This is a genomic window from Hydrogenophaga sp. GW823-FHT04C09, from assembly GCF_058796355.1.
The window spans coordinates 113,145-134,820 of sequence record NZ_JBXAIO010000009.1 but is presented as its reverse complement, the minus strand read 5'-3'; the positions used below and the strand labels follow the sequence as shown (position 1 = coordinate 134,820).

The following is a 21,676-nucleotide window of genomic DNA, read 5'->3' as shown; positions in this document are numbered from 1 at the left end:
CCCCCCGGCCGGGATCAGGCCAGGCCGCCGGCCGCGCCGGGCAGGTCGCGCCGGGGCCGGGGGTGGCGCTTGCCATTGAGCAGCTGGCTGATCCAGGTGTGGCGCACGAAGAGCTGGTAGCTGCCCAGGCAGACCAGCGTGGTGGCCGTGATGTTGATGGCGATCTTGAGCAGGGCGGGCAGTGGCAGCTGGTACAGCAGCGCGCCGAACAGGATGGTGAACGGGAAGTGCACCAGGTAGACCCAGTAGGCGCTCTCCGCGAGGTAACCCAGCACCCTGTGGCGCGACTGCAGGAAGCGCAAGGCCAGGCCGATCGACGCGAAGGCCCAGAGCCAGGCCGCGCAATGGAAGCTGTAGGCGCCCAGCAGCATGGGGCCGTGGCGCTGCGTCACCAGGCCGGACAGCAGGTAGAACCCCAGGCCGAGTGCCGCGAAAAGCCCCCAGCGGCGCTGGAACTGCGCGAACAGCACCGCCTGCTGCCCATGCAGCATCAGCCCGAAGCCGAAGTACACGCCGTAGTGCACCCACTCGTTCCACGGCGGCAGGAAGGAGCCCGAGTTCACGATGAAGCCACGCGGGTAGCCGGCGGTGGCGGCCAGCAGCGGCAGCGCCAGCAGCGCGAAGCCCCAGGGCCGGCGCGCCACCCAGGCGAGCACCGCGCCAGCGGGCGCGAACCAGCGCCGGGGCAGGCGCATCAGCCCGGCGGTGATCACGCAGAACCACAGCAGCAGCCACAGGAACCACATGTGCATGGTGCTGATGCCGCGGTCGGGCACGTTCGCGGCCACGGCCAGGTCGAACCCCCATTGGTTGAGCGCCAGCCGGTTCAGGAACAGCAGCGCCGCCAGGCTGGTGAGCACCCACAGGATGGGCCAGAAGATCGCGAACGGCAGGGCCAGGCGCGCGAGCCGGTTGCGCAGCAGGCCGCCCGGGCCGCGCGATTCGGCCAGCAGCGCCGCGAAAAAACCCGCCAGGATGAAGAAGGCGGGCATGCGGAACACGTGGATGAAGCTCACCAGGGCATCGGCGAAGGCCGTGCGCTGCTCGTCGAGCCAGACGTTGGGCATGGGGTGCGTCGTGTAGACCGCCGCCACATGCAACACGATGCCCAGCCACATGAGGATGGCGCGCAGGTTGTCCAGCGCGTGGAGGCGGACCCCAACGGGCGCGGGCGCAGCGTGTTCACTCATGAGAGCGCGACATTAGCAGTTCGTGGGCGTTCGCGCCACCACCCGCGAGACCCCGCCAGCCGGCGGGGAGCGGCCGCTCAGCCCGGGCGGATGTGGTTGCGCTGGATGACCTCGGCCATGGCGGCCGTGTCGCTCTTGATGCGGCGCGCCAGGCCTTCGGGGCCGGTGCCGGCGACCTGCCAACCCTGGCCGAAGATCTTCTGGCGGATGTCCTCGCGGCGCACGATCTCGGTCAGCAGGGTGGCCAGGCGGTTCACGTGCGCCTTGGGCAGGCTGTTGGGCGCGGCCACGGCGTTCCAGATCTCGAGCTGGAAGTCGCGCACGCCGGCCTCGCTCAGGCTGGGCACGCCGGGCACCAGGCTGCTGCGGCCGGTCGACGTGACGCCGATGGCCTTGAGCTTGCCCGCCGTCACCTGCGGCATGGCCAGGCCCGGGGGCAGCAGCGACATCTGCACCTGGCCCCCCAGCATGGCGGTGATGACCTGCGGGTTGCCCGGGTACGGCACGTGCACCGGCGCGATGCCGGCGCGGCTCTTGAGCAGCTCCATGCCCAGGTGGGCCACGGTGCCCACGCCGGGCGTGCCGTAGTTCCACTTGTCGCCGGAGGCGCGCGCGGCGGCGATGTAGGCCGCGCCGCTCTCGGCCACGCTGGCGGGCACGCTGAGCACCAGGGGCGCGACGGCGATCAGCGAGACGGGGGCCAGCTCGGTGATCGGGTCGTAGGTGGTGTCGGGGTTGAGGATCTTGGCGATCGTCATGTTGCCGTTGATCATCAGGCCGATGGTGTGGTCGTCGGTGGCGCGGGCCACCGCCGCGGCGGCGATGTTGCCGCCGGCTCCGGGCCGGTTCTCGATCACCACCGGCTGGCCCAGGGCCTGCTGCAGCGGCTCGGCGAGGAGGCGCGCGGTGAGGTCGGGCGAGGAACCGCCGGGGAAACCCACGATGATCTTCAGCGGCCGGCTGGGCCAGGCGGCCTGGGCGTGCGCGCTGGGCAGCACGGTGGAAGCGGCCACGGCGGCGGCGGTGGCCAGGGCATGGCGGCGGGTGACGGGGGTGTTCTGGAAGTTCATGTCTGCCTCTGGTTTCGGGATGGATGCACAAGGATTCTCACTGCTCCGGAGCGCGAGCCGCAACGAAAGAAGTGCACCCTCCAGAGGCATCAAGGGTCCGGCTGCGCCGGCCCGAGATGCCGTCCCCCCTCGAAGCGCCGGAGGCGCGCCACGGAGGGGGGAAGCCGCGCAGCGGCGCAGGGGGGTGTCTCATCATCTCATCGGCTCGGGCGGTCCGTCGTAGAGCCACGTATTGTCCAGCAATCGTTCGCCCAGCATGCTCATGGCGGAGTCCCGCGCCCAACGCAGCATGCCCTGGGCGTGGAAGACCACGCCGTTGCGCTGCGAGAGCTTCTGCACGCGCGCGTTGCGCTGCCAGCGGGTCCGGGCGTAGCGCGACAGCCGCAGCGCCCAGTCGCTGCCGGCCTCGCGGTCCTGCACCAGGCGCCCGAGCGTCCAGGCGTCCTCGATGGCCATGGCCGCGCCCTGCGCGAAATAGGGCCGCATGGGGTGGGCCGCGTCGCCCAGCAGGGCCACGCGGCCGCGCGCCTGTTCGTGCGGGCCGCGCAAGGCGGGCCGGTCGTTCAGCGGCCACAGCGTCCAGTCGGGCACGGCCGCGACCATGGCCATCAGCTCGCCGCAGGCCGGGCCCAGGGCGCGCCGCAGGTCGCTGGCGTGGGCCTCGTGCGTCCAGCCCTGGGGGTCGTCGCCGGGCGGCAGCTGGCCTTGCACCACCGCCACGAGGTTGAACCAGTCGCCCTGCTTCACCGGGTAGTGCACCACGTGCAGGCGCGGCGCCAGCCAGGCCGTGACTAGGTTGGCGCGCAGGGGCGTGGGCAGGTCCACCGAGCGCACCATGCCCCGGTAGGCCAGGTGGCCGGTGGCGCGCACGGGCGGCCCGCCGAGCAGGCCGGCGCGCACCCGGCTCCACAGGCCATCACAGCCGATCAGCGCCTCGCCCGACAGCGTCTCGCCCTCCTCCAGCGCCACCTGCACGCCCTCGCCGTCTTCCGTCCAGCTCGCCAGCCGCGCGCCCAGGCGCAGCTGCACCTCGGGCCGGCGCTGCACCGCGCTCAGCAGCAGGCCGTGCAGGTCGGCGCGGTGCAGGGTGGCGTAGTGCTGCCCGTGGCGCGCCAGCGCCAGGGCGCCCAGGCGCAGGTGGCCGAGCTGGTTGGCCCGGTGGGCGTCGCGCACGCGCAGCGCCTCCGGGAACGCGGCGCAGGATTGCAGGGCGTCCATCAGGCCCCACTCGGCCAGCACGCGCACCGCGTTCGGCCCGAGCTGCAGGCCCGCCCCCACCTCGCCAAAGGCCTCGGCCTGTTCCAGCACCACCGAGCGCACGCCCGCGCGGGCCAGCGCCAGGGCGCAAGCCAGTCCACCAATGCCACCGCCCGCCACGATCACTTGTTGGTTCATGCGCGCGATTGTGCCGCCCCGGCCGGGCTGCGTGAGGTAGCGCACCAACAAGGCTGGGGGAACGCGATAGGCTGGCACTTCGATCACCCGGAAAGGACCTCCGATGACCGCCTCGCTCCAGCCCGCCACCGCCCTGGCCCGGGCGGCCAGCCAGCCCTACCCCAACGACAGCAGCGAGTACCGCGCCGCGCGCACGGCGCTGCTGGCCGAAGAGATCGAATTGCGGCGCCACATCGAGCGCGTGGCCGCGCAGCGGCGCGCGCTGCCGCCGGGCGGCGTGGCGGCCGATTACGAGTTCCGCGACGAGAACGGCAAGACGGTGGGCTGGAAGGCGCTGTTCGGCGCGCACGACACGCTGGTGACCTACTTCTGGATGTACGGGCCGCAACGCGAGCGGCCCTGCCCGATGTGCACCGCGTTCATCGGCTCGCTCGACATTCCCGCGCGCGACCTCTCGCAGCGCGTGGCGCTGGCGGTGATCGGCCGCTCGCCGGTGGAGCGGCAACTGGCCTTCGCGCGCGAGCGGGGCTGGAAGAACCTGAAGTTCTACGCGACGGTGGGCGACCGCTTCGCGCGCGACTACCGGGGCCTGGCACCCAATGGCGAGGAGTGGCCCGCGCTCGATGTCTGGGTGCGGCGCGACGGCCAGGTGCGGCACTTCTGGGGCTCCGAGCTCGGCGGCACGGCCGACCCGGGCCAGGACCCGCGCGGCGCGCCCGACCCCACGCCGCTGTGGAACATCCTGGACCTCACGCCGGGCGGGCGCGGCACGGACTGGTACCCCAGACTGGACTATGGCAACGGCGCCTGAACGCGCGCTTGCCGAGGGGCGAAGGGATCAGGCTTTCAGCCGGTCTTCGATGAACGCGACGACGCGCTCGAGGCGCTGCACGACCAACAGCTCGCCCGGCATGTCCGCGAACTGCGCCCGCGGCCCGAAGGCGATGACGGGTTTGTGGAACGCCAGGCACAGGCGCACCTCATCGCGGGTGCCGTGCGCACCCGGCAAGGCCACGACGACGTCGCTGCTCAGCACGTTCACGTGGTTGCGCGTGTGCAGCCCGGGTGGATCGGATGCGGCGCGGCGCGGGAGCGGCGTGACGATCCGGATGTCGACATGCGCGTTGGGGTAGCCCTCCAGCGGCCGGAAACCGTGCTCGGGGTCGGCCAGGGTGGGCAGCACCCCGATGGCGCAACCGCGCCGGCCGGGGTGTTCGTGAAACGCCTTGCCCACGCTCGCCATCACGCCCTGGCCACCGCCTGTGAGCAGGTGGTGGCCGGCCTCGGCGATCCACGCGCCCAGTGGTCTGGCGAGCCGGTTCCAGGGTCGGGAGCCCGAACCCATGACGCCGATGACGGCCATGGCACCCGGGGACGTTCAGAACGCCTGGACGTTCCACTCGTAGTCGAGCGCCACGGCGCTCACCGCGGCCAGGCGCTCCTCGGGCGACTGGGACAGCGACGCCAGCAAGCGCGCATTGAAGGCGTCGAGCGTCGCTTTGGCCTGGTCCGCCTGCGCGGGGTCCACCGCCTGGTCTTCGAACTTCTGCACATAGGAGTGGGCCGCGACGCCCACCACGAAATACAGCGCGGCGTTGTCCGGATCCGTCTTCATGAGGGCGAACGCGCCTTTGTAGAACGCCTTGAACTGGTCGGTTCCCGCCAGGCCCTGCGCAAACGTCTGCGCGATGTGTTGAAAAGTCATGCCGGAGGTTCTCCTTTAAGCGGGGACAGGGGACACGGGGGAGGATGCGATGCCACCATGGGCCTCGGACCACGCCCCCGGGGTTCGAAGAAATGCGGCCCATTCCGCGAGGGCCGATGGGTCGAACCCATCGCGCCCGCGCGCGGCATCCAGCACGTCCTGCCAGGTGCACAGGGCATGGACCCGCATCTGGTGCGCGTGCAGCATCGCGGTGGCATCGAAGGTGCCGTAGTCGAAGACCACGAAGACGTCGCGGACCACGGCACCCCGCGCGCGCAGTGCCTGGCAGAAGGTGAGCTTGGACAGGCCCGCGGCCATCAGGTCGTCCACCAGCAGCACCGCCGAGCCGGGCGCCACCACCCCTTCCACCTGCGCCTGGCCCACGGCCCGCTTGCGAACGTATTGCAGGGGCAGGTTCAAGGCATCCGCCATCCAGGCCGCGAAGGCGATGCCGCTGGACTCTCCTCCCGCCACGGCGGCCAGGCCCTCCAGGGCGCCGGCGGCGCGAAGCCGGGCCAGGGCCTGCTCCAGCAGCACCTGCCGCGTCCGTGGAAACGAAATCAGTCGCCGGCAATCCATGTACACCGGGCTGGCCCAGCCCGATGGCAAGCGGAAAGGCTCGTCGGTCCGGCAGCTGACGCAGCCCGCCTCGATCAGCAGCTCGGCCACCGCGTGGGCGGAGGATGGGTTGGGCATCATGGCAACTCCGTCAATGGATCCACCCGCTCCAGCAGGCGCCGCAAGCGCTGCGCGCCCGTGCGGCCCTTGTAGGCGCTCTTCCAGAGGCGGCCGATCATGTCCTCGTACAGGCGCACGGCTTCGGGTGAGGCGGTCACGGTGGCAATGCCGTTGCGCACGTTGGGCAACTCGCCCAGCCGGAAAGGGCTCACCGCCAGCACGGTGCGCTGGTTCCCGGAGAACAGCTGGAAGGTCGACGAGGGCATGGCATCGTCGATCAGGCCGATCTGCACATTCAGCGGCTCGCTCTCCATCAGATCGGCAATGCGCACCACTTCGTTGCGCGCGGCCCGCACGCGCTGCATCCGGACCTCGTGCGGGAGATCGACCCGCCCGACCAGCCCCGTCAGCACGAAGCGCTCCAGCTCGCGCATGCCGATCAGGCTCACGATGCTCATGCGGCGCTGCTCGAAGAACCGCCGACGCTCGGCCAGGATGGTCAGCATGTCCTCCACTTCGCCCTGGCGCGCTTTGCCCTGGGACTTCGGCGAGGCCTCGAGCAGCATTTCCCGCAGGTGCGTGAGGTACTCGTCGGAGGTCAGCAGCAAGGAAATGGGTTCGAAGTGGGCCAGGATGCGGTCGGATGTCTGCTCGAGCTGGCGCATGCGTTCGAACAGACCCAGGGCGTTCGAGTAGTACTCGACCTCCACCCCCAGCAAGGAGGCCAGCGACGTGTTCAGCAGCTGGGCCAGCCTTTCCAGGGTCTCGATCTTGACGATCTCGCCCTTCTCCATGCGGTACACCACCGCGCGCGACACGCCGAGCTGCTCGGCCACATCCTCGGCCTGCAGCGACGCGCCGATGCGATAGGCCTTGAGCCGGTTGCCCAGGTCCGCATAGTCAATCGAGGAAGCTGGCGGCAAGACGGGTGTGCTCATCTCTTTTTCACTCGGTCGAATCAAAAAAGAGAATATAGGGCACCTGCTGGAAAAGACATACCGGCATCGGGCGGGTGAGCCAGTCCCGCCGCGCACCGTTCGGCGGCGCACCCGCATGCCAGGGGGAAGAACGGACGAATTCATGGGCAGGCTCCGGGCCGTGGGTGCTCGATGGGAAAAGGGGGTCGTGCTCATGGCGCCGGGCGCACCTGCCAGGGCACGGTGCTCCCGCCCAGGAAAGGGTGGATCGCCGCGCCGCCGGGCAGCGCCACGTTGTCAGGCACCGCTTGCGGCGCGCGCAGCAGGGTGAGGGTGTCCTCGTTGGGCGAGAGGCCGTAGAACCGGGGCCCGTTGAGGCTCGCAAAGGCCTCCAGGCGATCGAGCGCGCCGGCCTGATCGAAGACCGTGGCGTAGGCCGCCAGGGCGGTGGGCGCGTTGAAGATCCCGGCGCAGCCGCAGGCGGATTCCTTGAACGCGCGCGCGTGGGGCGCCGAGTCGGTGCCCAGGAAAAAGCGCGCGTCGCCCGAGGTCGCCACCTGGATCAGGGCCAGCCGGTGGCGCTCCCGCTTCAGGATCGGCAGGCAGTAGAAGTGCGGCCGGATGCCCTGGGTGAAGATGGCATTGCGGTTGAACAGGAGGTGCTGCGGCGTGATGGTCGCGCCCAGGCGCCCGCTGTGATCGGACCGCACCACCTGCGCCGCCTCTTCGGTGGTGATGTGCTCCAGCACCACCTTCAGCGCGGGGAAGTCGCGCAGCAGCGGCTGCAGCGTGCGCTCGAGAAACACCGCCTCGCGATCGAACACGTCCACCGCCGGGTCCGTGCTCTCACCGTGCAGCAGCAGCGGCATGCCGATGGCCTGCATGCACTCCAGCGCCGGGGCCACCTTGGCCATGTCCGTCACGCCAAATTCCGAATGCGTGGTGGCGCCCGACGGGTACAGCTTGACGGCGCTGAACACGCCCTCTTCGTGGCCGCGGCGCAATTCGTCGGGCGGCGTGTGATCGCAGAGGTAGGCGGTCATCAGGGGCGTGAAGCGATCGCCCGCGGGCACCGCGGCCAGGATGCGCGCCCGGTAGGCGCGGGCCGCCTCCACCGTGGTCACCGGCGGCTGGAGGTTGGGCATGACCATCGCCCGGCCGAACGACCCTGAGGTGTAGGGCAGCACGGTGGCCAGCACGTCGCCATCGCGAAGATGCAGGTGCCAGTCGTCGGGGCGTCGGATCGTGATCAGGTCGGTCATGGTCGGCCTCTTCAGGCGATGCGGCTGGCCGCGACGGAGAGCGCCTGCACGCCCAGCATGAAATCGTCGAGGTCCATGGACTCGTGCGGGTTGTGCGAGCCGTTCTGGTTGCGGATGAACAGCATCGCGCTGGGAATGCCCGCGTTGGCGAACAGCGCGGCGTCGTGCCCGGCGCCGCTGGGCAGGACCTCGTAGGCCGCCCCCTGATCCGCGCAAGCCTGCGACAACAGGGCGCACAGGCGCTCGTCCATGGTGGCGGGCTCGCTCAACAGGCGGCGGTCGAAGTGGAAGCTCACACCCCGCTCACGGGCGATCGCGCTCACCTCGGCCTGCACCAACTGGTAGAAGGCTTCGAGCGTGTCCGTGCTTTTGCTGCGCGCCTCCAGGCTGAAGCCCACCTGACCGGGAATGCGCGAAATGGAGTGTTCCGCCGGGTCCGTCTGCAGAATGCCCACCGTCACCACCAGGTCGGTGCCGCGTTCCAGCAAGGCCCGCCAATGGGCGTCCAGCCGCATGACCAGGTCGGAGACGGCGAAGACGGCGTCGTGGCGGAGCCAGCGCGGCACCACGCCGGAGTGCTGGGCATCGCCCAGGCACTCGATGCGGTTGTGCCGGACGTTGCCACGGATGCCCGACACCACGGCCAGCGGCAGCTGGCGCGCCACCATCACCGGCCCCTGCTCGATGTGGAGTTCGATATAGGCCTTGACCGCCGCCTTGTCGATGAGCACGTCCTGCGCGCGGACCGCCTCGATGTCGGCGCCGCTGTGCTTCATGCAATCGGCCAGGCACTCGCCGGTGCTGCGCTGGCGCAGCGCCAGGTCCTCGGCGCCCAGCTTGCCGAACAGGGCGCCGGAGCCCATGTAGGCCTTGCCGAACCAGGCGCTTTCCTCGCCCCGGAAGGCGATGGTCTGGATGGGCACCGCGGGACTGACGCCCTGGCGCCGCAGGGCCACCTGGCACAGCAGGCCCGCCACGACCCCGGCCAGACCGTCGAAGTTGCCGCCTTGCGGCACCGAGTCGATGTGCGAACCGATCCAGACCGAAGGCCGGTCCACCGGCGCGTCCGGCAGCGAGAACACCACGTTGGCGGCCCGGTCCGAGGTGGCCACCAGCCCCTCCGAGCGCGCGAAGTCCCGCAGGTAGTCCGCCGTGGCGGTTTCGCCCGGGCCGTAGCTTTCCCGCGTCACGCCCACCCCGTCGAACGAGAGTTCACGGACATCGGCAAAGAGTTTTTCGGCCAGGGGCCGAAGTTCAACAAGGTTCATGGCAGTCGCCGGCGGTGGGCATCAACCCGATTGCTGGGCAAAGCGCAACCAGCGGTCGGACAGCTGCCGATCCAGCCGGACCTGACCGGTCAACTCGCGGACGTGGGTCACGCCGGTCTCGTCGCAGAAGGCGTGAAGCCCATCGATGATCTTCTGCATCGCACCGGGATCGATGAACGACGCGGTGCCGACCTGGACGGCACTGGCACCGGCCAGCATGAACTCGACCGCGTCCTCGGCGTTGGAGATGCCGCCGCAACCGATGACCGGGATGCGCACGCTGCGGTAGCACTGGTGCACCATGCGCAAGGCAATCGGCTTGATGGCGGGCCCGGACAAGCCGCCCATCACATTGCCCAGCTTGGGCTTGCGGGTGCGGACGTCGATGGACATGCCCAGCACCGTGTTGCCCATCACCAGGGCGTCCGCCCCGGCTTCCTCGGCGGCTTTCGCCACGGCGGCAATGTGCGATGCGTTGGGGGTGAGCTTGACCCAGAACGGGTGCTGGGTTCGCCGCCGGATGGCGCTCACCACCTTGTAGGTGGTTTCGGGCGTCATCGCGAAGGCCATGCCATCGGCCTCCAGGTTGGGGCACGAGATGTTCGCCTCGATCACGGCGACCTCCGGCAGCGACATCTCCTCGATGGCCTGCGCGAACTCGTCCACCGTGTCGGCCGAGATGGACACGACGACCGGCGTGTCGAACCGCGTGTAGGGCGGCAGCACCTCGCGCCGGTAGTGTTCCAAGCCTTTGCTCGGGATGCCAATGGAATTCATCATCCCGCCGTGGGTTTCGGTCACCCGCGGCGTGGGGTTGCCCGCGCGGGGTTTCGGCGAGACGCTCTTGATCACCAGCGCGCCCAGGCGGTTGAAGTCCAGCGCTTCGGCGTATTCGATCGCGAAGCAGCCGGAGGCGGGCATGACGGGGTTGCGCAGCGCGACGTCGCCCACTTTGACATTGAGATCAGCCAAACTCCACCTCCCCCACCACCTGATCGATCGAGAACACCGGGCCTTCGCGGCAGACGCGCAGGAACCGCTTGTCGCCGCCGTGATCGAACAGCCGCACACAGGAGAGGCAGACCCCCATGCCACAGGCCATCCGCTGTTCCATGGCGACTTCACCGCGCGTCTGCGGATAGTCCTTCAGCACCTGCTGCAGCAACATGAGCAGGCGGTGCGATCCACAGGTGTAGACCACGTCGTGGTGCTGCGCGTCCATCAGCCGGCGCACCAGGGCCTCGACCGCCTCGACCGACGAGCTGCCATCGCTGTCATGGACCACGTGCACATCGGCCTGCGCACCGCGCAGGAATTCGTCGCGCATCAGGTCCTGGGGTGCGCGTGCCGACATCACCGCCGTGATGGCGATGCCCGAGCGCGCCGCCAGTTGCAGCAAGGGCGCCATGGTGGCCAGGCCGACGCCCCGCGCCACCACCAGGATGCGCCGGACACTGGCGTCCAGCACGAAGGTGTTGCCCAGCGGGCCGACGATGTCCATCTGCCCCCCCACGGCCAGCGTCGCCAGGGCCTTCGTGCCCAGGCCGGTCACGTTGTAGAGGAATTCGATCGTGCCGGGTGCGGGGCCGACGCCATAGACGCTCATCGGCCGCAGCAGGAAGGGCTTCATGTCGTCGGTCGACGGGCACTTGAGCTGGTAGAACTGCCCGGGCCGGGTGATGGCGGCGAGATCCACCTCGGTGGTGAGCCGGAGGTACTTGTAGCGGTCGTTGACCCAGCGGTGCTCCACCACCTCGCAGCGGTGCGAGGCCACCGCCTCGGCATTGCGCTGGAAGCAGGCGCGCTCGGTCATGGTGGCGCAGGCCCGTGGTGCGGCCGGGAGACGCTGGAGCGCTTCGGTCATTCCAGCTCCTTGCCCTTGAGTTCGGGAATGAGGAACACCGTGGCCACCATGTCCAGCAGGTAGATGGCGGCCAGCAAGGCGATGGCGATCTGGAACGAATAGGCACTGACCAGCGCCCCCACGACCACGGGCCCGAACCCACCCACGCCGCGGCCGATGTTGAACAGCACGTTCTGCGCCGTGGCACGGGCCTCCGTCGGGTAGGCCTCCGACATCAGCGCACCGTAACCACCCAGCATGCCGTTGACGAACATGCCCAGCACGGCACCCGCCCACAACATCTGGATGGGGTCGGTCAGTTGCGAATAGAACAGCACCATGGCCACGGCGCCCGCCTGGAACAACAGGAAGCTGGGCTTGCGGCCGATGCGATCGGCCAGCTGGCCGAAGATGAAGATGCCAGCCATCATCCCGAGGATGGTCACCGAGGTCCACAGGGCCGATTTGGTGAGGTTGAATCCGAGCTGCTTGGCCAGAAAGCTGGGCATCCAGATCATGATTCCGTAGTAGCCGAAGTTCTGCACCGAGCACAGCACCACGATGCCCGCGCTGATCTTCGTGGTCGCCTTGTCCTTCACCAGCAGCCTGAAGGCCTGCCCCTTCGACGCCGGCCTGGCGGCCTGGCGCACGAACACCTCGGGTTCATGCAGCTTGTTGCGGATCACCCAGGCCACCAGGGCGGGCAGCACCCCCACCAGGAACATGCCACGCCAGCCGATGACGGGCAGGAGCAAGGGCGTCAGCAAGGCGGCGCCGAGCACGCCACATTGCCAGCCCAGCGCCACGTACGAGGACACCCGCGCGCGGTGTTTGGCGGGCCAGGCCTCGGCCGCCAGCGCCATGCCGATGCCGAACTCCCCGCCCAGGCCGATGCCCGCGATCGTGCGGTAGATCAGCAAGTCCCAGTAGCCCTGCGCGAACGCGCACAGGCCGGTGAAGACGGCGAACAGCACGATGGTCCAGGTGAGCACCCGGATGCGCCCGTACCGATCGCTCAGCGCCCCGAAGACGATGCCGCCAAAGACCGCGCCCACCAGGGTCCAGGTCACCAGGGACCCGGCCTGGCTGGGCGTCAGTTGCAGCTCGGCCGAGATCGCGCTGAGCATGAAGCCCAGGATCAGCAGGTCGAATCCATCCATCGCATAGCCCACCGCCGAGCCCGCCAGGGCTTTCCAGCTGTAGCCATCCACCGCATCTTTCTTGCTCATTTGAGTCTCCACCCCACAGGGCTTTCGTTGCACGGGACATCGCCGCAAGGCTTCGGCGAGGTTCGACATCTCTTCTATGTTTTGATACTAGTATCTTTTTTGATACTTGTCTCGATCATGAGATAAGTGTTTTCCCGGATGCGACGGCCGGTGATGCGGCGTCGAGGCGCGCGCAGAGGCCCGCGCCTCATGGCCGAGGGCGCGGTGCGATGGGAGGGAAATGGGAGGCGCTCAGCACCGGTTCTGCAGGCGCAGCCGGTGGGCCGGAACGGTTCGCCGTTCAGGCCTTCTTCGTGGCGCGCCGACGCACGGGCCGCTGCGCCACGTGCCGGCGCGTGCCCTCGGCGTTCAGAGGATGCGGTTGAACCAGAGCACCGACAGGCCTGCCGACAGCAGCGCGAGCAGCGAGGCGGCCAGGGCCAGCAGACCGGAGATTTCGGTTTCCTTCTTCTCCACCGTCAGCCGCGAGCTCAGGGTCTCGTAGACCTTCTTGAGGTTCTCGGCGGTGCCGGCGTAGTAGTACTCGGCCTGCGTGGCGCGCGCCACTTCCTTGAGGCTTTCCTCGTCGAGCCGCACGCGCATGGACCAGCCTTCGAAGCCGATGATCTCGCCGTCCACCGTGCCCACGCCCACGGTGTAGACGCGCACCCCGCGCTCGGCCGCCATCTTCGCGGCCTCGGCGGTGTCCACGCCGGTGGTGCGCTGGCCGTCGGTGAGCAGGATGATCGCGGCCGAGGTGTAGGAGCCCGGGGCCACCGGCGTGAAGGTCTTCTCGTCGGGCTTGGGCTGGTCGAGCGAGCGGCCCTTGGGCGCGAACGGATCGGTGTTGCGGCTGTAGGTCATGTCGCCGAGGTTGATGCGCTGCTCGGGGAACAGCTCGGAGAGCGAGACCACGATGGCACTGCCGATGGCGGTGGCGCGCTGCAGCTGGAACTTGTCGATCGCGGTGACCAGGTCTTCGCGGCTGAGCGTGACGGGCTGCACCACCTGCGCCGAGCCCGCGAAAGCGACGATGCCGACCTTCACATGGCGCGGCAGTTCGGCCAGGAAAGCCTTGGCCGCGTTCTGCGAGGCCACCAAGCGGTTGGGCTTGACGTCTTCGGCGCGCATGCTGCCCGAGACGTCCATCGCCAGGATGATGGTCTGCTGGGTCGAGGGCAGCACGATGGTGGCCATGGGCCGCGCCGAGGCCAGCAGCATGATGCCGATAGCCAGCAACAGCAGCACCGGGGGCACGTGGCGGCGCCAGCCCGGGCCCTTGCCCATGGCCTCGCGCACGATGGACAGGCTGGCATAACGCAGCGCGGTCTGCTTGCGCCTTCGCAGCAGCCACACGTAGAGCAGCACCAGCAGCGGCAGCGCGAGCAGCAACCACAGCAACTGCGGCCAGAGAAAGGTGACGGGCCAGTTGTTCATGATGGACGGGCTCCTTCGCGTGGGACGCCGCTGAAGCTGCGGCGGTCCCGGGTAGGCAACTGGGTGGGCACAGGGCGTGCGCCGGTGCCGTTGCGCGTCTCGCGCAGGCGGCGCTTGCGCAGGTCGATGAAACGCAGCACGGCCTCGGCCAGGTCGTCGTCGGTGGACAGCTCCAGGGTGTCGACGCCGGCGCGGCCCAGGCTTTCACGCAGCTGCGCCTCGCGCTGCGCGGCGATGCGCGCGAAGCGCTGGCGAAAGCCCGAGTCGTGCGTGTCGACCAGTAGCTGTTCGCCGGTCTCGGCGTCCCGAATCGGGATCAGGCCGAGGTCGGGCAAGTCGAGTTCGAGCGGGTCGAGCAGGCGCACGGCGACCACGTCGTGGCGGCGCGCGAGTTCGCCCAGGGGTTTCTCCCAGCCGGGCTCGCTGATGAAGTCGGACACCACGAACACGGTGCCGCGCTGGCGCACGGTGTGCACGGCGGCCTTGAGCAGGTCGGCGAGCTGGGTCACGCCGTTCTTCGCGTTGGCGTGCACCGGCGGCTGCAGCACCATCTGCATGAGCCGCAGCACCTGGGTGCGGCCGCCGCGCGCGGGCAGCACCGCGTCCACCACGGGCTGGCCGCGCGAGCCGTAGAGCACGGCGCCCACGCGGTTGCCGTGGCGCCCGATCAGGCGCGCGAGCACGGCGGTGAAGTCCAGCAGCACCTGGCTCTTGCGCTGCTCGCCCGAGCCGAAGTCCACCGAGGGGCTGAGGTCGAGCAGGAACCAGGCGGCCATCTCGCGGTCTTCGGTGAACACGCGCACGTGCGGCGTCTGCAGGCGCGCGGTCACGTTCCAGTCGATGTGGCGCACGTCGTCGTGGTGCTGGTACTCGCGCAGGTCGGCGAGGTCGAGGCCGGAGCCGCGCATGAGGGTGCGGTAGTCGCCCTGCAGCAGGCCGTCGAGCCGGCGCAGCACGGTCCATTCGAGCCGGCGCAGCAGCGCCTCGGCCCGGCGCGCGACCGGCGTGGCGGCGGCCGCGGCGCTCGCCGGGGCCCCGCCCTTCTTGCCGAACAGCCGCCCAAGCATGTCAAGCCACCTTTTTCTCGTGTTCCAACGGCCGGGCCGGCGCGGGAATGTGTTTCATGATGCGGCCGATCAGGGTTTCGCTGGTCAGGCCTTCGGACAGGCCCTCGTAGGACAGCACCACGCGGTGGCGCAGCACGTCGGGCACGAGATCGGTCATGTCTTCGGGCAGGGCGTAGTTGCGCCCGCGCAGCATGGCCAGGGCGCGCGCGCCTTCCACCAGGCCGATGGTGGCGCGCGGGCTGGCGCCGAAGGTGATGAGGTGCGCCATGTCCTTGATGCCGTGTTTCTCGGGCGTGCGCGTGGCCGAGACCAGCTTGACCGCGTACTGCACGAGCGAAGGATCCACGTACACCTGCCGGCATTGCGCCTGCAGCGCGGCGAGCTGGTCGGTGGTGGCCACCGCGTTGACGTTGACGGCCGGGCCGGTGACGCGCTCGACGATGACGAACTCCTCTTCGTCGCTCGGGTAGTCCACCATCACCTTCATCATGAAGCGGTCGACCTGCGCCTCGGGCAGCGGGTAGGTGCCTTCGGTCTCGATCGGGTTCTGCGTGGCCATCACCAGGAAGGGGTTGGGCACCTTGTGCGTTTCGCCGGCGATGGTCACCTGGCGTTCCTGCATCACCTCCAGCAGCGCGCTCTGCACCTTGGCCGGCGCGCGGTTGATCTCGTCGGCCAGCAGCAGGTTGGCGAACACGGGGCCCAGCGAGGTGCTGAAGTCGCCGGTCTTCTGGTTGTAGATGCGCGTGCCCACGAGGTCGGCGGGCACCAGGTCGGGTGTGAACTGGATGCGCTTGAAGCGGCCCTGCACGACGCTGGCCAGCGTCTTCACGGTAAGGGTCTTGGCCAGGCCGGGCACGCCCTCGACCAGCAGGTGGCCCTGGGCCAGCATGGCGACCATGACACGTTCGAGGAACCGGTCCTGCCCGACCACCACGCGCTTGACCTCGTACAGGATCTGCTCCATGAGCTGGGCGGTGTCGGGGGCGGTGCTTTGGTCCATGGAACGCTCCTGTGAAGAAAGGAAGAACTAGAACGGGGGCAGACCGGCGGCGCTGGCGGCGCTCTCGATCGGCACAGCAAAACCGATGCCAAGGAAGGTGCGGTGGCTGGTCGGGTTGAGGATGCCGGTGACGATGCCGACGACCTCGCCGTCCATGGTGACCAGCGGGCCGCCCGAGTTGCCGGGGTTGGCCGCGGCATCGAACTGGATCAGGTTGCCGATCTCCTGCTCGCCCTCGGGCGACTTGAAGGCGCGGTCGAAACCGGAGATGACGCCCGACGAGGTGGAGGGGCCGATGCCGAAGGGAAAGCCCACCGCGACCACCTCGTCGCCGGGCACGAGGTCGCCGGTGGATCGCATGGTGGCGGCGATCAGGTCGTCCGGGATGGTGTGGGCCTGCAGCACGGCCAGGTCGTTCTGGGCCTGCACGCCGGTGATGCTGGCGCCGGATTCGGTGCCGTCGGCGAACACCAGCTTGATGGTCTGCGCGTGCTGCACCACGTGCAGGTTGGTCAGGATGATGCCCTTGTCCACGATCACCACGCCCGTGCCCACCCCCATTTCCTGCTCCTCGCCCTTCTTGTCCTTGCCGTAGGACATGACGCGCACCACGGCGGGGCGGATCTTCTCCGCCGCGCGCGCGGCCTTGGACGGGATGTTCTGGGTGGTGAGGGTGCGCAGCACGGCCGCGTCGATGTCCTTCTGCGTCAGCGCCTTGGGCCCGTTCGCGCTGCCCTGCCAGGCGCTGGCCGCCAGCAGGGCCGCGAGCAGGGCCAGGGCTGACCACATGACGCGCGGGCTGGCCGCCCAGCGGGCGACGGCGGCCCGCCAGCGGCGCCGGCGCGGGATGGGTGCCACCGGGGCGTCGGCCTGTGCAGCGGCCGGCCCGGCGCCTTGAGCGCCCGCCTTCGGCACCCCGGGGCGGGTGGACGGGCTGTACAAGGCAGGCTTTCGCATGGCGACTCCCGAAGGGCAGAACGAAAACACATCATGCCGCGTTGCGGCATCGGGCTCAAGCGCTCAACAATTGCCTGAGGACGTAGGGGAGGATTCCGCCGTCGCGGTAATAGTTCACCTCCACCGGCGTGTCGATGCGCAGAATGACGTTCACCTCGCGGCGCTCGCCGTTGGCGCGGGTGATGACCAGCCGGGCCTCGCTCTGCGGCAGCAGGTCGGGGTGCGGGACCACGTCGATGGTTTCGTCACCGGCCAGGCCCAGGCTTTCCCAGGAGTCACCGGCCTTGAATTGCAATGGCAACACACCCATGCCGACCAGGTTGGAGCGGTGGATGCGCTCGAAGCTGCGCGCCACCACGGCCTTGATGCCCAGCAGCTGGGTGCCCTTGGCGGCCCAGTCGCGGCTGGAGCCGGTGCCGTACTCCTCGCCCGCGAACACCACGGTGGGCACGCCGGCGGCCTGGTAGCGCATGGCGGCGTCGAAGATGCTCATCTTCTGGCCCTGGCCCACGCCGTCGAGCTGGTAGATCGTCCAGCCGCCCTCCTCGCGCGATCCGCCGGGCAAGGGGGCCAGCATCAGGTTCTTGATGCGCACGTTGGCGAAGGTGCCGCGCATCATCACCTCGTGGTGGCCCCGGCGCGCGCCATAGCTGTTGAAATCGGCCTTGAGCACGCCATGCGCCAGCAGCCACTGGCCAGCGGGCGAGTTCTCGGCGATGTTGCCGGCCGGCGAGATGTGGTCGGTGGTGATGGAATCGCCGAACAGCGCCATGACGCGCGCGCCACGCACCGCCGGCGGCTCGGCGGACGCCGTGGCCGCGAGCTGGAAGGTTTCGAAGAACGGCGGCTCGGCGATGTAGGTGCTCTTGGGCCAGGTGTAGGCGTTGCCCGAGACGCCCTTGATGTGCTCCCACAGCTTGCCGGGCTCGCTGGCCACGCGCGCGTAGTTCTCGCGGTAGGCCTTGCCGTTCATGGCGAACTTCATGAGCTGGTAGATCTCGTCGCTGCTGGGCCAGATGTCGCCCAGGAACACCGGCTTGCCGCCCTTGCCCTTGCCCACCGGCTCGGTCATGAGGTCTTTCATGACGTTGCCGGCGATGGCGTAGGCCACCACCAGCGGCGGGCTGGCGAGGAAGTTGGCCTTGAGGTTGGGGTGGATGCGGGCCTCGAAGTTGCGGTTGCCCGAGAGCACCGCGGCGCAGATGAGGTCGTTCTGCGTGATGACGGCGTTGAGCTCGGGCGCGAGGTCGCCCGCGTTGCCGATGCAGGTGGTGCAGCCATAGCCGGCGAGCGCGAAGCCGAGCTTTTCCAGGTAGGGCAGCAGGCCGGTCTGGGTGAGGTATTCGGTGACGATGCGCGAGCCGGGGGCCAGCGAGGTCTTGATGTGCGGCTGCACCTTGAGGCCGGCTTCCACCGCCTTCTTGGCCAGCAGGCCGGCGGCCAGCAGCACGCCGGGGTTGCTGGTGTTGGTGCAGCTGGTGATGGCGGCGATCAGCACGTCGCCGTTGCCGATGGTGAGGTCGCCACGCGGTTCCTTGACCGGCGCGCTGGCACGCACCGGCCGGTTGGCCACCATCTCCACCTCGAAGCGCGGCGCGCCTTCGGGCGTGGGCTTGGCCGAGGGCACGGCCACGGGCGCCATCTCGTTGTCGATCGCGTGGTAGCGCGTGTGCAGCAGCTCGGCCGGACGGTTGAAGCCGTTCTGCTCGTTGGGCTTGCTGAACAGGTCGCAGAACTGGCGCGCCACCTGGCCGAGTTCGATGCGGTCCTGCGGGCGCTTGGGGCCGGCCAGGCTCGGCGTGACCAGGCCGAGGTCCAGTTTGACGACCTTGGAGTAGTCGATCTCGCCGCTGGCCGGCACGCCGAACAGGCCCTGGGCCCGGAAGTAGGCCTCGAAGGCCTCGATCTCGGCGGCGCTGCGGCCGGTGCCGCGGAAATAGGCCAGCGTCTTCTCGTCCACCGGGAAGAAGCCCATGGTGGCGCCGTACTCGGGCGCCATGTTGGCGATGGTGGCGCGGTCGGGCAGCGCGAGCGAGGCCGTGCCTTCGCCGAAGAACTCGACGAACTTGCCCACCACCTTGTGCTGGCGCAGGATCTCGGTGACGGTGAGCACCAGGTCGGTGGCGGTCACGCCTTCGCGCAGGCGGCCGGTGAGCTCGAAGCCCACCACGTCGGGCGTGAGGAAGTACACCGGCTGGCCCAGCATGGCGGCCTCGGCCTCGATGCCGCCCACGCCCCAGGCCACCACGCCGATGCCGTTGATCATGGTGGTGTGGCTGTCGGTGCCCACCAGGGTGTCGGGGTAGTACATGCCGCCCTTCATGTGCACGCCGCGCGCCAGGTACTCCAGGTTCACCTGGTGCACGATGCCGAAGCCCGGAGGCACCACGCCGAAGGTGTCGAAGGCCTGCATGCCCCACTTCATGAACTGGTAGCGCTCGTTGTTGCGCTGGAATTCCAGCTTCATGTTGAGGTCGAGCGCCTGCTTGGTGCCGTAGTGGTCGACCATCACCGAGTGGTCCACCACCAGGTCCACCGGCACCAGCGGCTCGATCTTCTTCGGGTCCTGGCCCAGGCGCTGGGCCACGCTGCGCATGGCGGCCAGGTCGGCCAGCAGGGGCACGCCGGTGAAGTCCTGCAGCACCACGCGCGCCACGGTGAAGGGGATTTCGTCGGTGCGCGCGGTGTTGGGCTGCCATTGCGCGAGCTGCGCCACGTGGTCGGGCGTCACGCGCTCGCCATCGCAATGGCGCAGCACGCTCTCCAGCACGATGCGCAGCGACACCGGCAGGCGCTTCACAGAGGGGTACTGTCTGGCCAGCGCCGGCAGGGAATAGAAGCGGCCGCTCTTGCCCGAGGCGGTCTTGAAGGTCTTGACGGTGGAGGCGAAGGGATGGGCGAAATGGCTGGTCGTGGGCATGTGGGGCTCCTGACGGAATCGGTGAAACACCGGTCCATTCTGTCAGGAGCCCGCTAATCCGTGCTGACGGCCATGAATTGCGTCACAAACGGCCGGTGAGCAGCAGCACGATCACGATGATGAGCACCACCCCGAGCACCCCGCTGGGCCCATACCCCCAGCCGCGGCTGTGAGGCCAGGTGGGAAAGACGCCGAGCAGGATCAGGATGAGGATGATCAGGAGGATGGTTCCAAGCGTCATGGTTGTTTTCCTTGTTCAAAAAGACCGATGGGCACCCGCGACGGCCGGTCCGTCGCGGGCGCCCATCCAGCGTAGGCGCTCGGTGCGCGCACATCTGTGCGCTGGCGCACACGCCTCAGGCCAGGGCGGCCGGCCGCTGGCGACGCAGCGCCATCCATTGCAGCTCGGCCAGCACCAGCACCGCCACCGCCTGCACCACCAGGTAGGCCTGGCCCAGCGGCGTGGGCGAGACCAGGCCGCCGAACAGCAGCGCGAGGCAGGCCGCCATCCAGGCGAAGTTGCCGAGCACCAGCACGCCCAGCAGCGCGCGCGACGGCGTGGCCTGCAGGGCCAGCGTGCCGGCCAGGGCGACGTAGAGCAGCAGCAGGATGCCCGAGGCGCTGAGCAGCGCGCCGGGCAGGCCCAGCAGGGCGGACAGCGAGCCGGTCAGGGCCAGGTGCAGCACGGCGGTGCCGGAGCCGGACAGGGCATCGGCCCAGAGCACGCGGCGCAGGCCGACCGGGGAGGTGAGGGAAGCGATGAGGGACATGGTGCACTCCTTGATGAGGTGAGGACGGATGGAATTCAGGGCATCCGGGGTGCATGGTCGGCCGGCGGGTGCTCGGCGTCCATGACGTGGCAGGTCATGGCCGGGCGGCGCCCGGGTGCCCTACCATGCCGCCCATGAACGCCCTGTCCACCCCCTCCCCGTTCGGCGAACGCCTGCGCCACTGGCGCCAGCGGCGCCGCCTGAGCCAGCTCGACCTGGCGCACGTGGCCGATGTGTCCACCCGGCACCTGAGCTACGTGGAGACCGGCCGCGCCAGCCCCAGCCGCGACATGGTGCTGCGCCTGGTCGACCGCCTCGAGGTGCCGCTGCGCGAACGCAACGCGCTGCTGGAAGCCGCCGGGTACGCCCCGATGTACCGCGAGCGCCCGCTGGACGCGCCCGACATGGCCTCGGCGCGCGCGGCGGTCAAGCGCATCCTGGACTGCCACGAACCCTGGCCCGCGCTGGCGATGGACCGGCACTGGAACCTGGTGATGGCCAACCGCCTGGTGCCGCTGCTGATGGTGGGGGCCTCGCCCCGGCTGCTGGAGGGCCCCGTCAACGTGCTGCGCCTGAGCCTGCACCCCGAGGGGCTGGCGCCGCGCATCGCCAACCTGCGGCAATGGCGCGAGCACCTGTTCGAGCGCCTGCGCCAGCAGATCCACGCCACCGGCGATGAGGCGCTGGCCGCGCTGCTGGCCGAACTCAAGGGCTACCCGGCATCGTTCGGCAACGACGCCGGCACGCTGCCGGGCGAACACCATGGCGTGCTGATGCCTTTCCAGTTCAACACCGGCCATGGCGTGCTGAACCTCGTGAGCACGACCACGGTGTTCGGCTCGCCGGTGGACATCACCCTGCAGGAGCTGGCGCTGGAGACCTTCTTTCCAGGCGATGAAGCGTCTGCAGAGTTGCTCAGGCAACTCGCCGCGCAGGCGTAAAAAAAGCCGCTGCAACCGCAGCGGCTTTTTTGATCCAGGGCGCCG

21 protein-coding genes are annotated in these 21,676 nt (G+C 69.4%); 2 read left to right on the top strand and 19 right to left on the bottom strand.

Annotated features, from left to right (window positions below; translation table 11 throughout):
• Window positions 1-14: 14 nt before the first annotated feature.
• The 3 genes from AC1Q9M_RS22275 to AC1Q9M_RS22265 all read right to left on the bottom strand — a co-directional run bounded on the left by AC1Q9M_RS22275 (window position 15) and on the right by AC1Q9M_RS22265 (window position 3,655).
• On the bottom strand, window positions 15-1,190 hold the full coding sequence (locus AC1Q9M_RS22275; protein WP_382156041.1) for an acyltransferase family protein: 1,176 nt from the start codon (window positions 1,188-1,190) through the stop codon (window positions 15-17).
• 77 nt (window positions 1,191-1,267) lie between these two features.
• On the bottom strand, window positions 1,268-2,260 hold the full coding sequence (locus AC1Q9M_RS22270; protein WP_444687161.1) for a Bug family tripartite tricarboxylate transporter substrate binding protein: 993 nt from the start codon (window positions 2,258-2,260) through the stop codon (window positions 1,268-1,270).
• A gap of 192 nt (window positions 2,261-2,452) precedes the next feature.
• Window positions 2,453-3,655: an FAD-dependent monooxygenase gene (locus tag AC1Q9M_RS22265; protein WP_444687162.1), complete on the bottom strand. Its 1,203-nt coding sequence runs from the start codon at window positions 3,653-3,655 to the stop codon at window positions 2,453-2,455.
• 103 nt (window positions 3,656-3,758) lie between these two features.
• Between AC1Q9M_RS22265 and AC1Q9M_RS22260 the strand changes: the two genes are divergently transcribed.
• Entirely contained in the window at window positions 3,759-4,466 is a 708-nt protein-coding gene (locus tag AC1Q9M_RS22260; RefSeq protein ID WP_444687163.1) for a DUF899 family protein, read from the top strand.
• Window positions 4,467-4,493: 27 nt separating this feature from the next.
• Here AC1Q9M_RS22260 and AC1Q9M_RS22255 read toward each other — a convergent pair whose 3' ends face one another.
• The 16 genes from AC1Q9M_RS22255 to AC1Q9M_RS22180 form a co-directional block, all read right to left on the bottom strand.
• Window positions 4,494-5,018, bottom strand: coding sequence for an SLOG cluster 4 domain-containing protein (locus AC1Q9M_RS22255; protein ID WP_492435799.1), 525 nt, complete (start codon window positions 5,016-5,018; stop codon window positions 4,494-4,496).
• Window positions 5,019-5,033: 15 nt separating this feature from the next.
• Window positions 5,034-5,360, bottom strand: a complete 327-nt coding sequence (locus AC1Q9M_RS22250; RefSeq protein ID WP_382321159.1) for a hypothetical protein — start codon at window positions 5,358-5,360, stop codon at window positions 5,034-5,036.
• Between the two features lie 15 nt (window positions 5,361-5,375).
• Window positions 5,376-6,059, bottom strand: a complete 684-nt coding sequence (locus AC1Q9M_RS22245) for an orotate phosphoribosyltransferase (protein ID WP_382321162.1) — start codon at window positions 6,057-6,059, stop codon at window positions 5,376-5,378.
• Window positions 6,056-6,976 (bottom strand): helix-turn-helix domain-containing protein, encoded by a 921-nt coding sequence (locus AC1Q9M_RS22240; RefSeq protein ID WP_382156022.1) that lies wholly within the window; start codon window positions 6,974-6,976, stop codon window positions 6,056-6,058. The genes AC1Q9M_RS22245 and AC1Q9M_RS22240 overlap by 4 nt, the downstream gene beginning before the upstream one ends.
• A 191-nt stretch (window positions 6,977-7,167) precedes the next feature.
• The gene (gene pyrC, locus AC1Q9M_RS22235) at window positions 7,168-8,217 is read right to left on the bottom strand and encodes a dihydroorotase (protein ID WP_492435797.1); all 1,050 of its coding nucleotides are present in this window, start codon (window positions 8,215-8,217) and stop codon (window positions 7,168-7,170) included.
• 11 nt (window positions 8,218-8,228) lie between these two features.
• The gene (locus AC1Q9M_RS22230; protein WP_492435795.1) at window positions 8,229-9,485 is read right to left on the bottom strand and encodes a hydantoinase/carbamoylase family amidase; all 1,257 of its coding nucleotides are present in this window, start codon (window positions 9,483-9,485) and stop codon (window positions 8,229-8,231) included.
• Window positions 9,486-9,506: 21 nt separating this feature from the next.
• A complete protein-coding gene (locus tag AC1Q9M_RS22225) occupies window positions 9,507-10,457 on the bottom strand; it encodes a dihydroorotate dehydrogenase (protein WP_382321173.1) in 951 nt (316 codons plus the stop codon).
• Window positions 10,450-11,298: a dihydroorotate dehydrogenase electron transfer subunit gene (locus tag AC1Q9M_RS22220; RefSeq protein WP_444687496.1), complete on the bottom strand. Its 849-nt coding sequence runs from the start codon at window positions 11,296-11,298 to the stop codon at window positions 10,450-10,452. The genes AC1Q9M_RS22225 and AC1Q9M_RS22220 overlap by 8 nt, the downstream gene beginning before the upstream one ends.
• Window positions 11,299-11,345: 47 nt before the next feature.
• Window positions 11,346-12,557, bottom strand: coding sequence for an MFS transporter (locus AC1Q9M_RS22215; RefSeq protein ID WP_444687167.1), 1,212 nt, complete (start codon window positions 12,555-12,557; stop codon window positions 11,346-11,348).
• Window positions 12,558-12,905: 348 nt separating this feature from the next.
• On the bottom strand, window positions 12,906-13,973 hold the full coding sequence (locus AC1Q9M_RS22210; protein ID WP_382156004.1) for a VWA domain-containing protein: 1,068 nt from the start codon (window positions 13,971-13,973) through the stop codon (window positions 12,906-12,908).
• Window positions 13,970-15,040 carry a DUF58 domain-containing protein gene (locus tag AC1Q9M_RS22205; protein WP_492435792.1) on the bottom strand — a complete coding sequence of 357 codons (1,071 nt, stop codon included), beginning with the start codon at window positions 15,038-15,040 and terminating at the stop codon, window positions 13,970-13,972. Before AC1Q9M_RS22205 ends, AC1Q9M_RS22210 begins: the two co-directional genes overlap by 4 nt.
• Before the next feature lies 1 nt (window position 15,041).
• On the bottom strand, window positions 15,042-16,043 hold the full coding sequence (locus AC1Q9M_RS22200; protein ID WP_492435790.1) for an AAA family ATPase: 1,002 nt from the start codon (window positions 16,041-16,043) through the stop codon (window positions 15,042-15,044).
• A 27-nt stretch (window positions 16,044-16,070) separates the two neighbouring features.
• Window positions 16,071-17,000 (bottom strand): S1C family serine protease, encoded by a 930-nt coding sequence (locus AC1Q9M_RS22195; protein WP_492435788.1) that lies wholly within the window; start codon window positions 16,998-17,000, stop codon window positions 16,071-16,073.
• Window positions 17,001-17,055: 55 nt separating this feature from the next.
• The gene (gene acnA, locus AC1Q9M_RS22190; RefSeq protein WP_382155992.1) at window positions 17,056-19,920 is read right to left on the bottom strand and encodes an aconitate hydratase AcnA; all 2,865 of its coding nucleotides are present in this window, start codon (window positions 19,918-19,920) and stop codon (window positions 17,056-17,058) included.
• Window positions 19,921-20,002: 82 nt separating this feature from the next.
• The gene (locus AC1Q9M_RS22185) at window positions 20,003-20,161 is read right to left on the bottom strand and encodes a DUF3309 family protein (RefSeq protein ID WP_297403479.1); all 159 of its coding nucleotides are present in this window, start codon (window positions 20,159-20,161) and stop codon (window positions 20,003-20,005) included.
• 115 nt (window positions 20,162-20,276) lie between these two features.
• The gene (locus AC1Q9M_RS22180) at window positions 20,277-20,690 is read right to left on the bottom strand and encodes a hypothetical protein (protein WP_444687170.1); all 414 of its coding nucleotides are present in this window, start codon (window positions 20,688-20,690) and stop codon (window positions 20,277-20,279) included.
• A gap of 134 nt (window positions 20,691-20,824) precedes the next feature.
• Between AC1Q9M_RS22180 and AC1Q9M_RS22175 the strand changes: the two genes are divergently transcribed.
• Window positions 20,825-21,631 carry an MmyB family transcriptional regulator gene (locus AC1Q9M_RS22175; RefSeq protein ID WP_444687171.1) on the top strand — a complete coding sequence of 269 codons (807 nt, stop codon included), beginning with the start codon at window positions 20,825-20,827 and terminating at the stop codon, window positions 21,629-21,631.
• The last annotated feature ends 45 nt before the right edge of the window (window positions 21,632-21,676 follow it).

What these genes read in the sequence shown, in the direction of transcription:
- AC1Q9M_RS22265 (WP_444687162.1), bottom strand. Translation starts at nt 3,655, where the DNA reads ATGAACCAACAAGTGATCGTGGCGGGCGGTGGCATTGGTGGACTGGCT.
- AC1Q9M_RS22185 (WP_297403479.1), bottom strand. Translation starts at nt 20,161, where the DNA reads ATGACGCTTGGAACCATCCTCCTGATCATCCTCATCCTGATCCTGCTC.
- AC1Q9M_RS22205 (WP_492435792.1), bottom strand. Translation starts at nt 15,040, where the DNA reads ATGCTTGGGCGGCTGTTCGGCAAGAAGGGCGGGGCCCCGGCGAGCGCC.
- AC1Q9M_RS22195 (WP_492435788.1), bottom strand. Translation starts at nt 17,000, where the DNA reads ATGCGAAAGCCTGCCTTGTACAGCCCGTCCACCCGCCCCGGGGTGCCG.
- AC1Q9M_RS22270 (WP_444687161.1), bottom strand. Translation starts at nt 2,260, where the DNA reads ATGAACTTCCAGAACACCCCCGTCACCCGCCGCCATGCCCTGGCCACC.
- AC1Q9M_RS22255 (WP_492435799.1), bottom strand. Translation starts at nt 5,018, where the DNA reads ATGGCCGTCATCGGCGTCATGGGTTCGGGCTCCCGACCCTGGAACCGG.
- AC1Q9M_RS22175 (WP_444687171.1), top strand. Translation starts at nt 20,825, where the DNA reads ATGAACGCCCTGTCCACCCCCTCCCCGTTCGGCGAACGCCTGCGCCAC.
- pyrC (WP_492435797.1), bottom strand. Translation starts at nt 8,217, where the DNA reads ATGACCGACCTGATCACGATCCGACGCCCCGACGACTGGCACCTGCAT.
- AC1Q9M_RS22240 (WP_382156022.1), bottom strand. Translation starts at nt 6,976, where the DNA reads ATGAGCACACCCGTCTTGCCGCCAGCTTCCTCGATTGACTATGCGGAC.
- AC1Q9M_RS22245 (WP_382321162.1), bottom strand. Translation starts at nt 6,059, where the DNA reads ATGATGCCCAACCCATCCTCCGCCCACGCGGTGGCCGAGCTGCTGATC.
- AC1Q9M_RS22180 (WP_444687170.1), bottom strand. Translation starts at nt 20,690, where the DNA reads ATGTCCCTCATCGCTTCCCTCACCTCCCCGGTCGGCCTGCGCCGCGTG.
- AC1Q9M_RS22220 (WP_444687496.1), bottom strand. Translation starts at nt 11,298, where the DNA reads ATGACCGAGCGCGCCTGCTTCCAGCGCAATGCCGAGGCGGTGGCCTCG.
- acnA (WP_382155992.1), bottom strand. Translation starts at nt 19,920, where the DNA reads ATGCCCACGACCAGCCATTTCGCCCATCCCTTCGCCTCCACCGTCAAG.
- AC1Q9M_RS22260 (WP_444687163.1), top strand. Translation starts at nt 3,759, where the DNA reads ATGACCGCCTCGCTCCAGCCCGCCACCGCCCTGGCCCGGGCGGCCAGC.
- AC1Q9M_RS22230 (WP_492435795.1), bottom strand. Translation starts at nt 9,485, where the DNA reads ATGAACCTTGTTGAACTTCGGCCCCTGGCCGAAAAACTCTTTGCCGAT.
- AC1Q9M_RS22250 (WP_382321159.1), bottom strand. Translation starts at nt 5,360, where the DNA reads ATGACTTTTCAACACATCGCGCAGACGTTTGCGCAGGGCCTGGCGGGA.
- AC1Q9M_RS22200 (WP_492435790.1), bottom strand. Translation starts at nt 16,043, where the DNA reads ATGGACCAAAGCACCGCCCCCGACACCGCCCAGCTCATGGAGCAGATC.
- AC1Q9M_RS22210 (WP_382156004.1), bottom strand. Translation starts at nt 13,973, where the DNA reads ATGAACAACTGGCCCGTCACCTTTCTCTGGCCGCAGTTGCTGTGGTTG.
- AC1Q9M_RS22275 (WP_382156041.1), bottom strand. Translation starts at nt 1,190, where the DNA reads ATGAGTGAACACGCTGCGCCCGCGCCCGTTGGGGTCCGCCTCCACGCG.
- AC1Q9M_RS22215 (WP_444687167.1), bottom strand. Translation starts at nt 12,557, where the DNA reads ATGAGCAAGAAAGATGCGGTGGATGGCTACAGCTGGAAAGCCCTGGCG.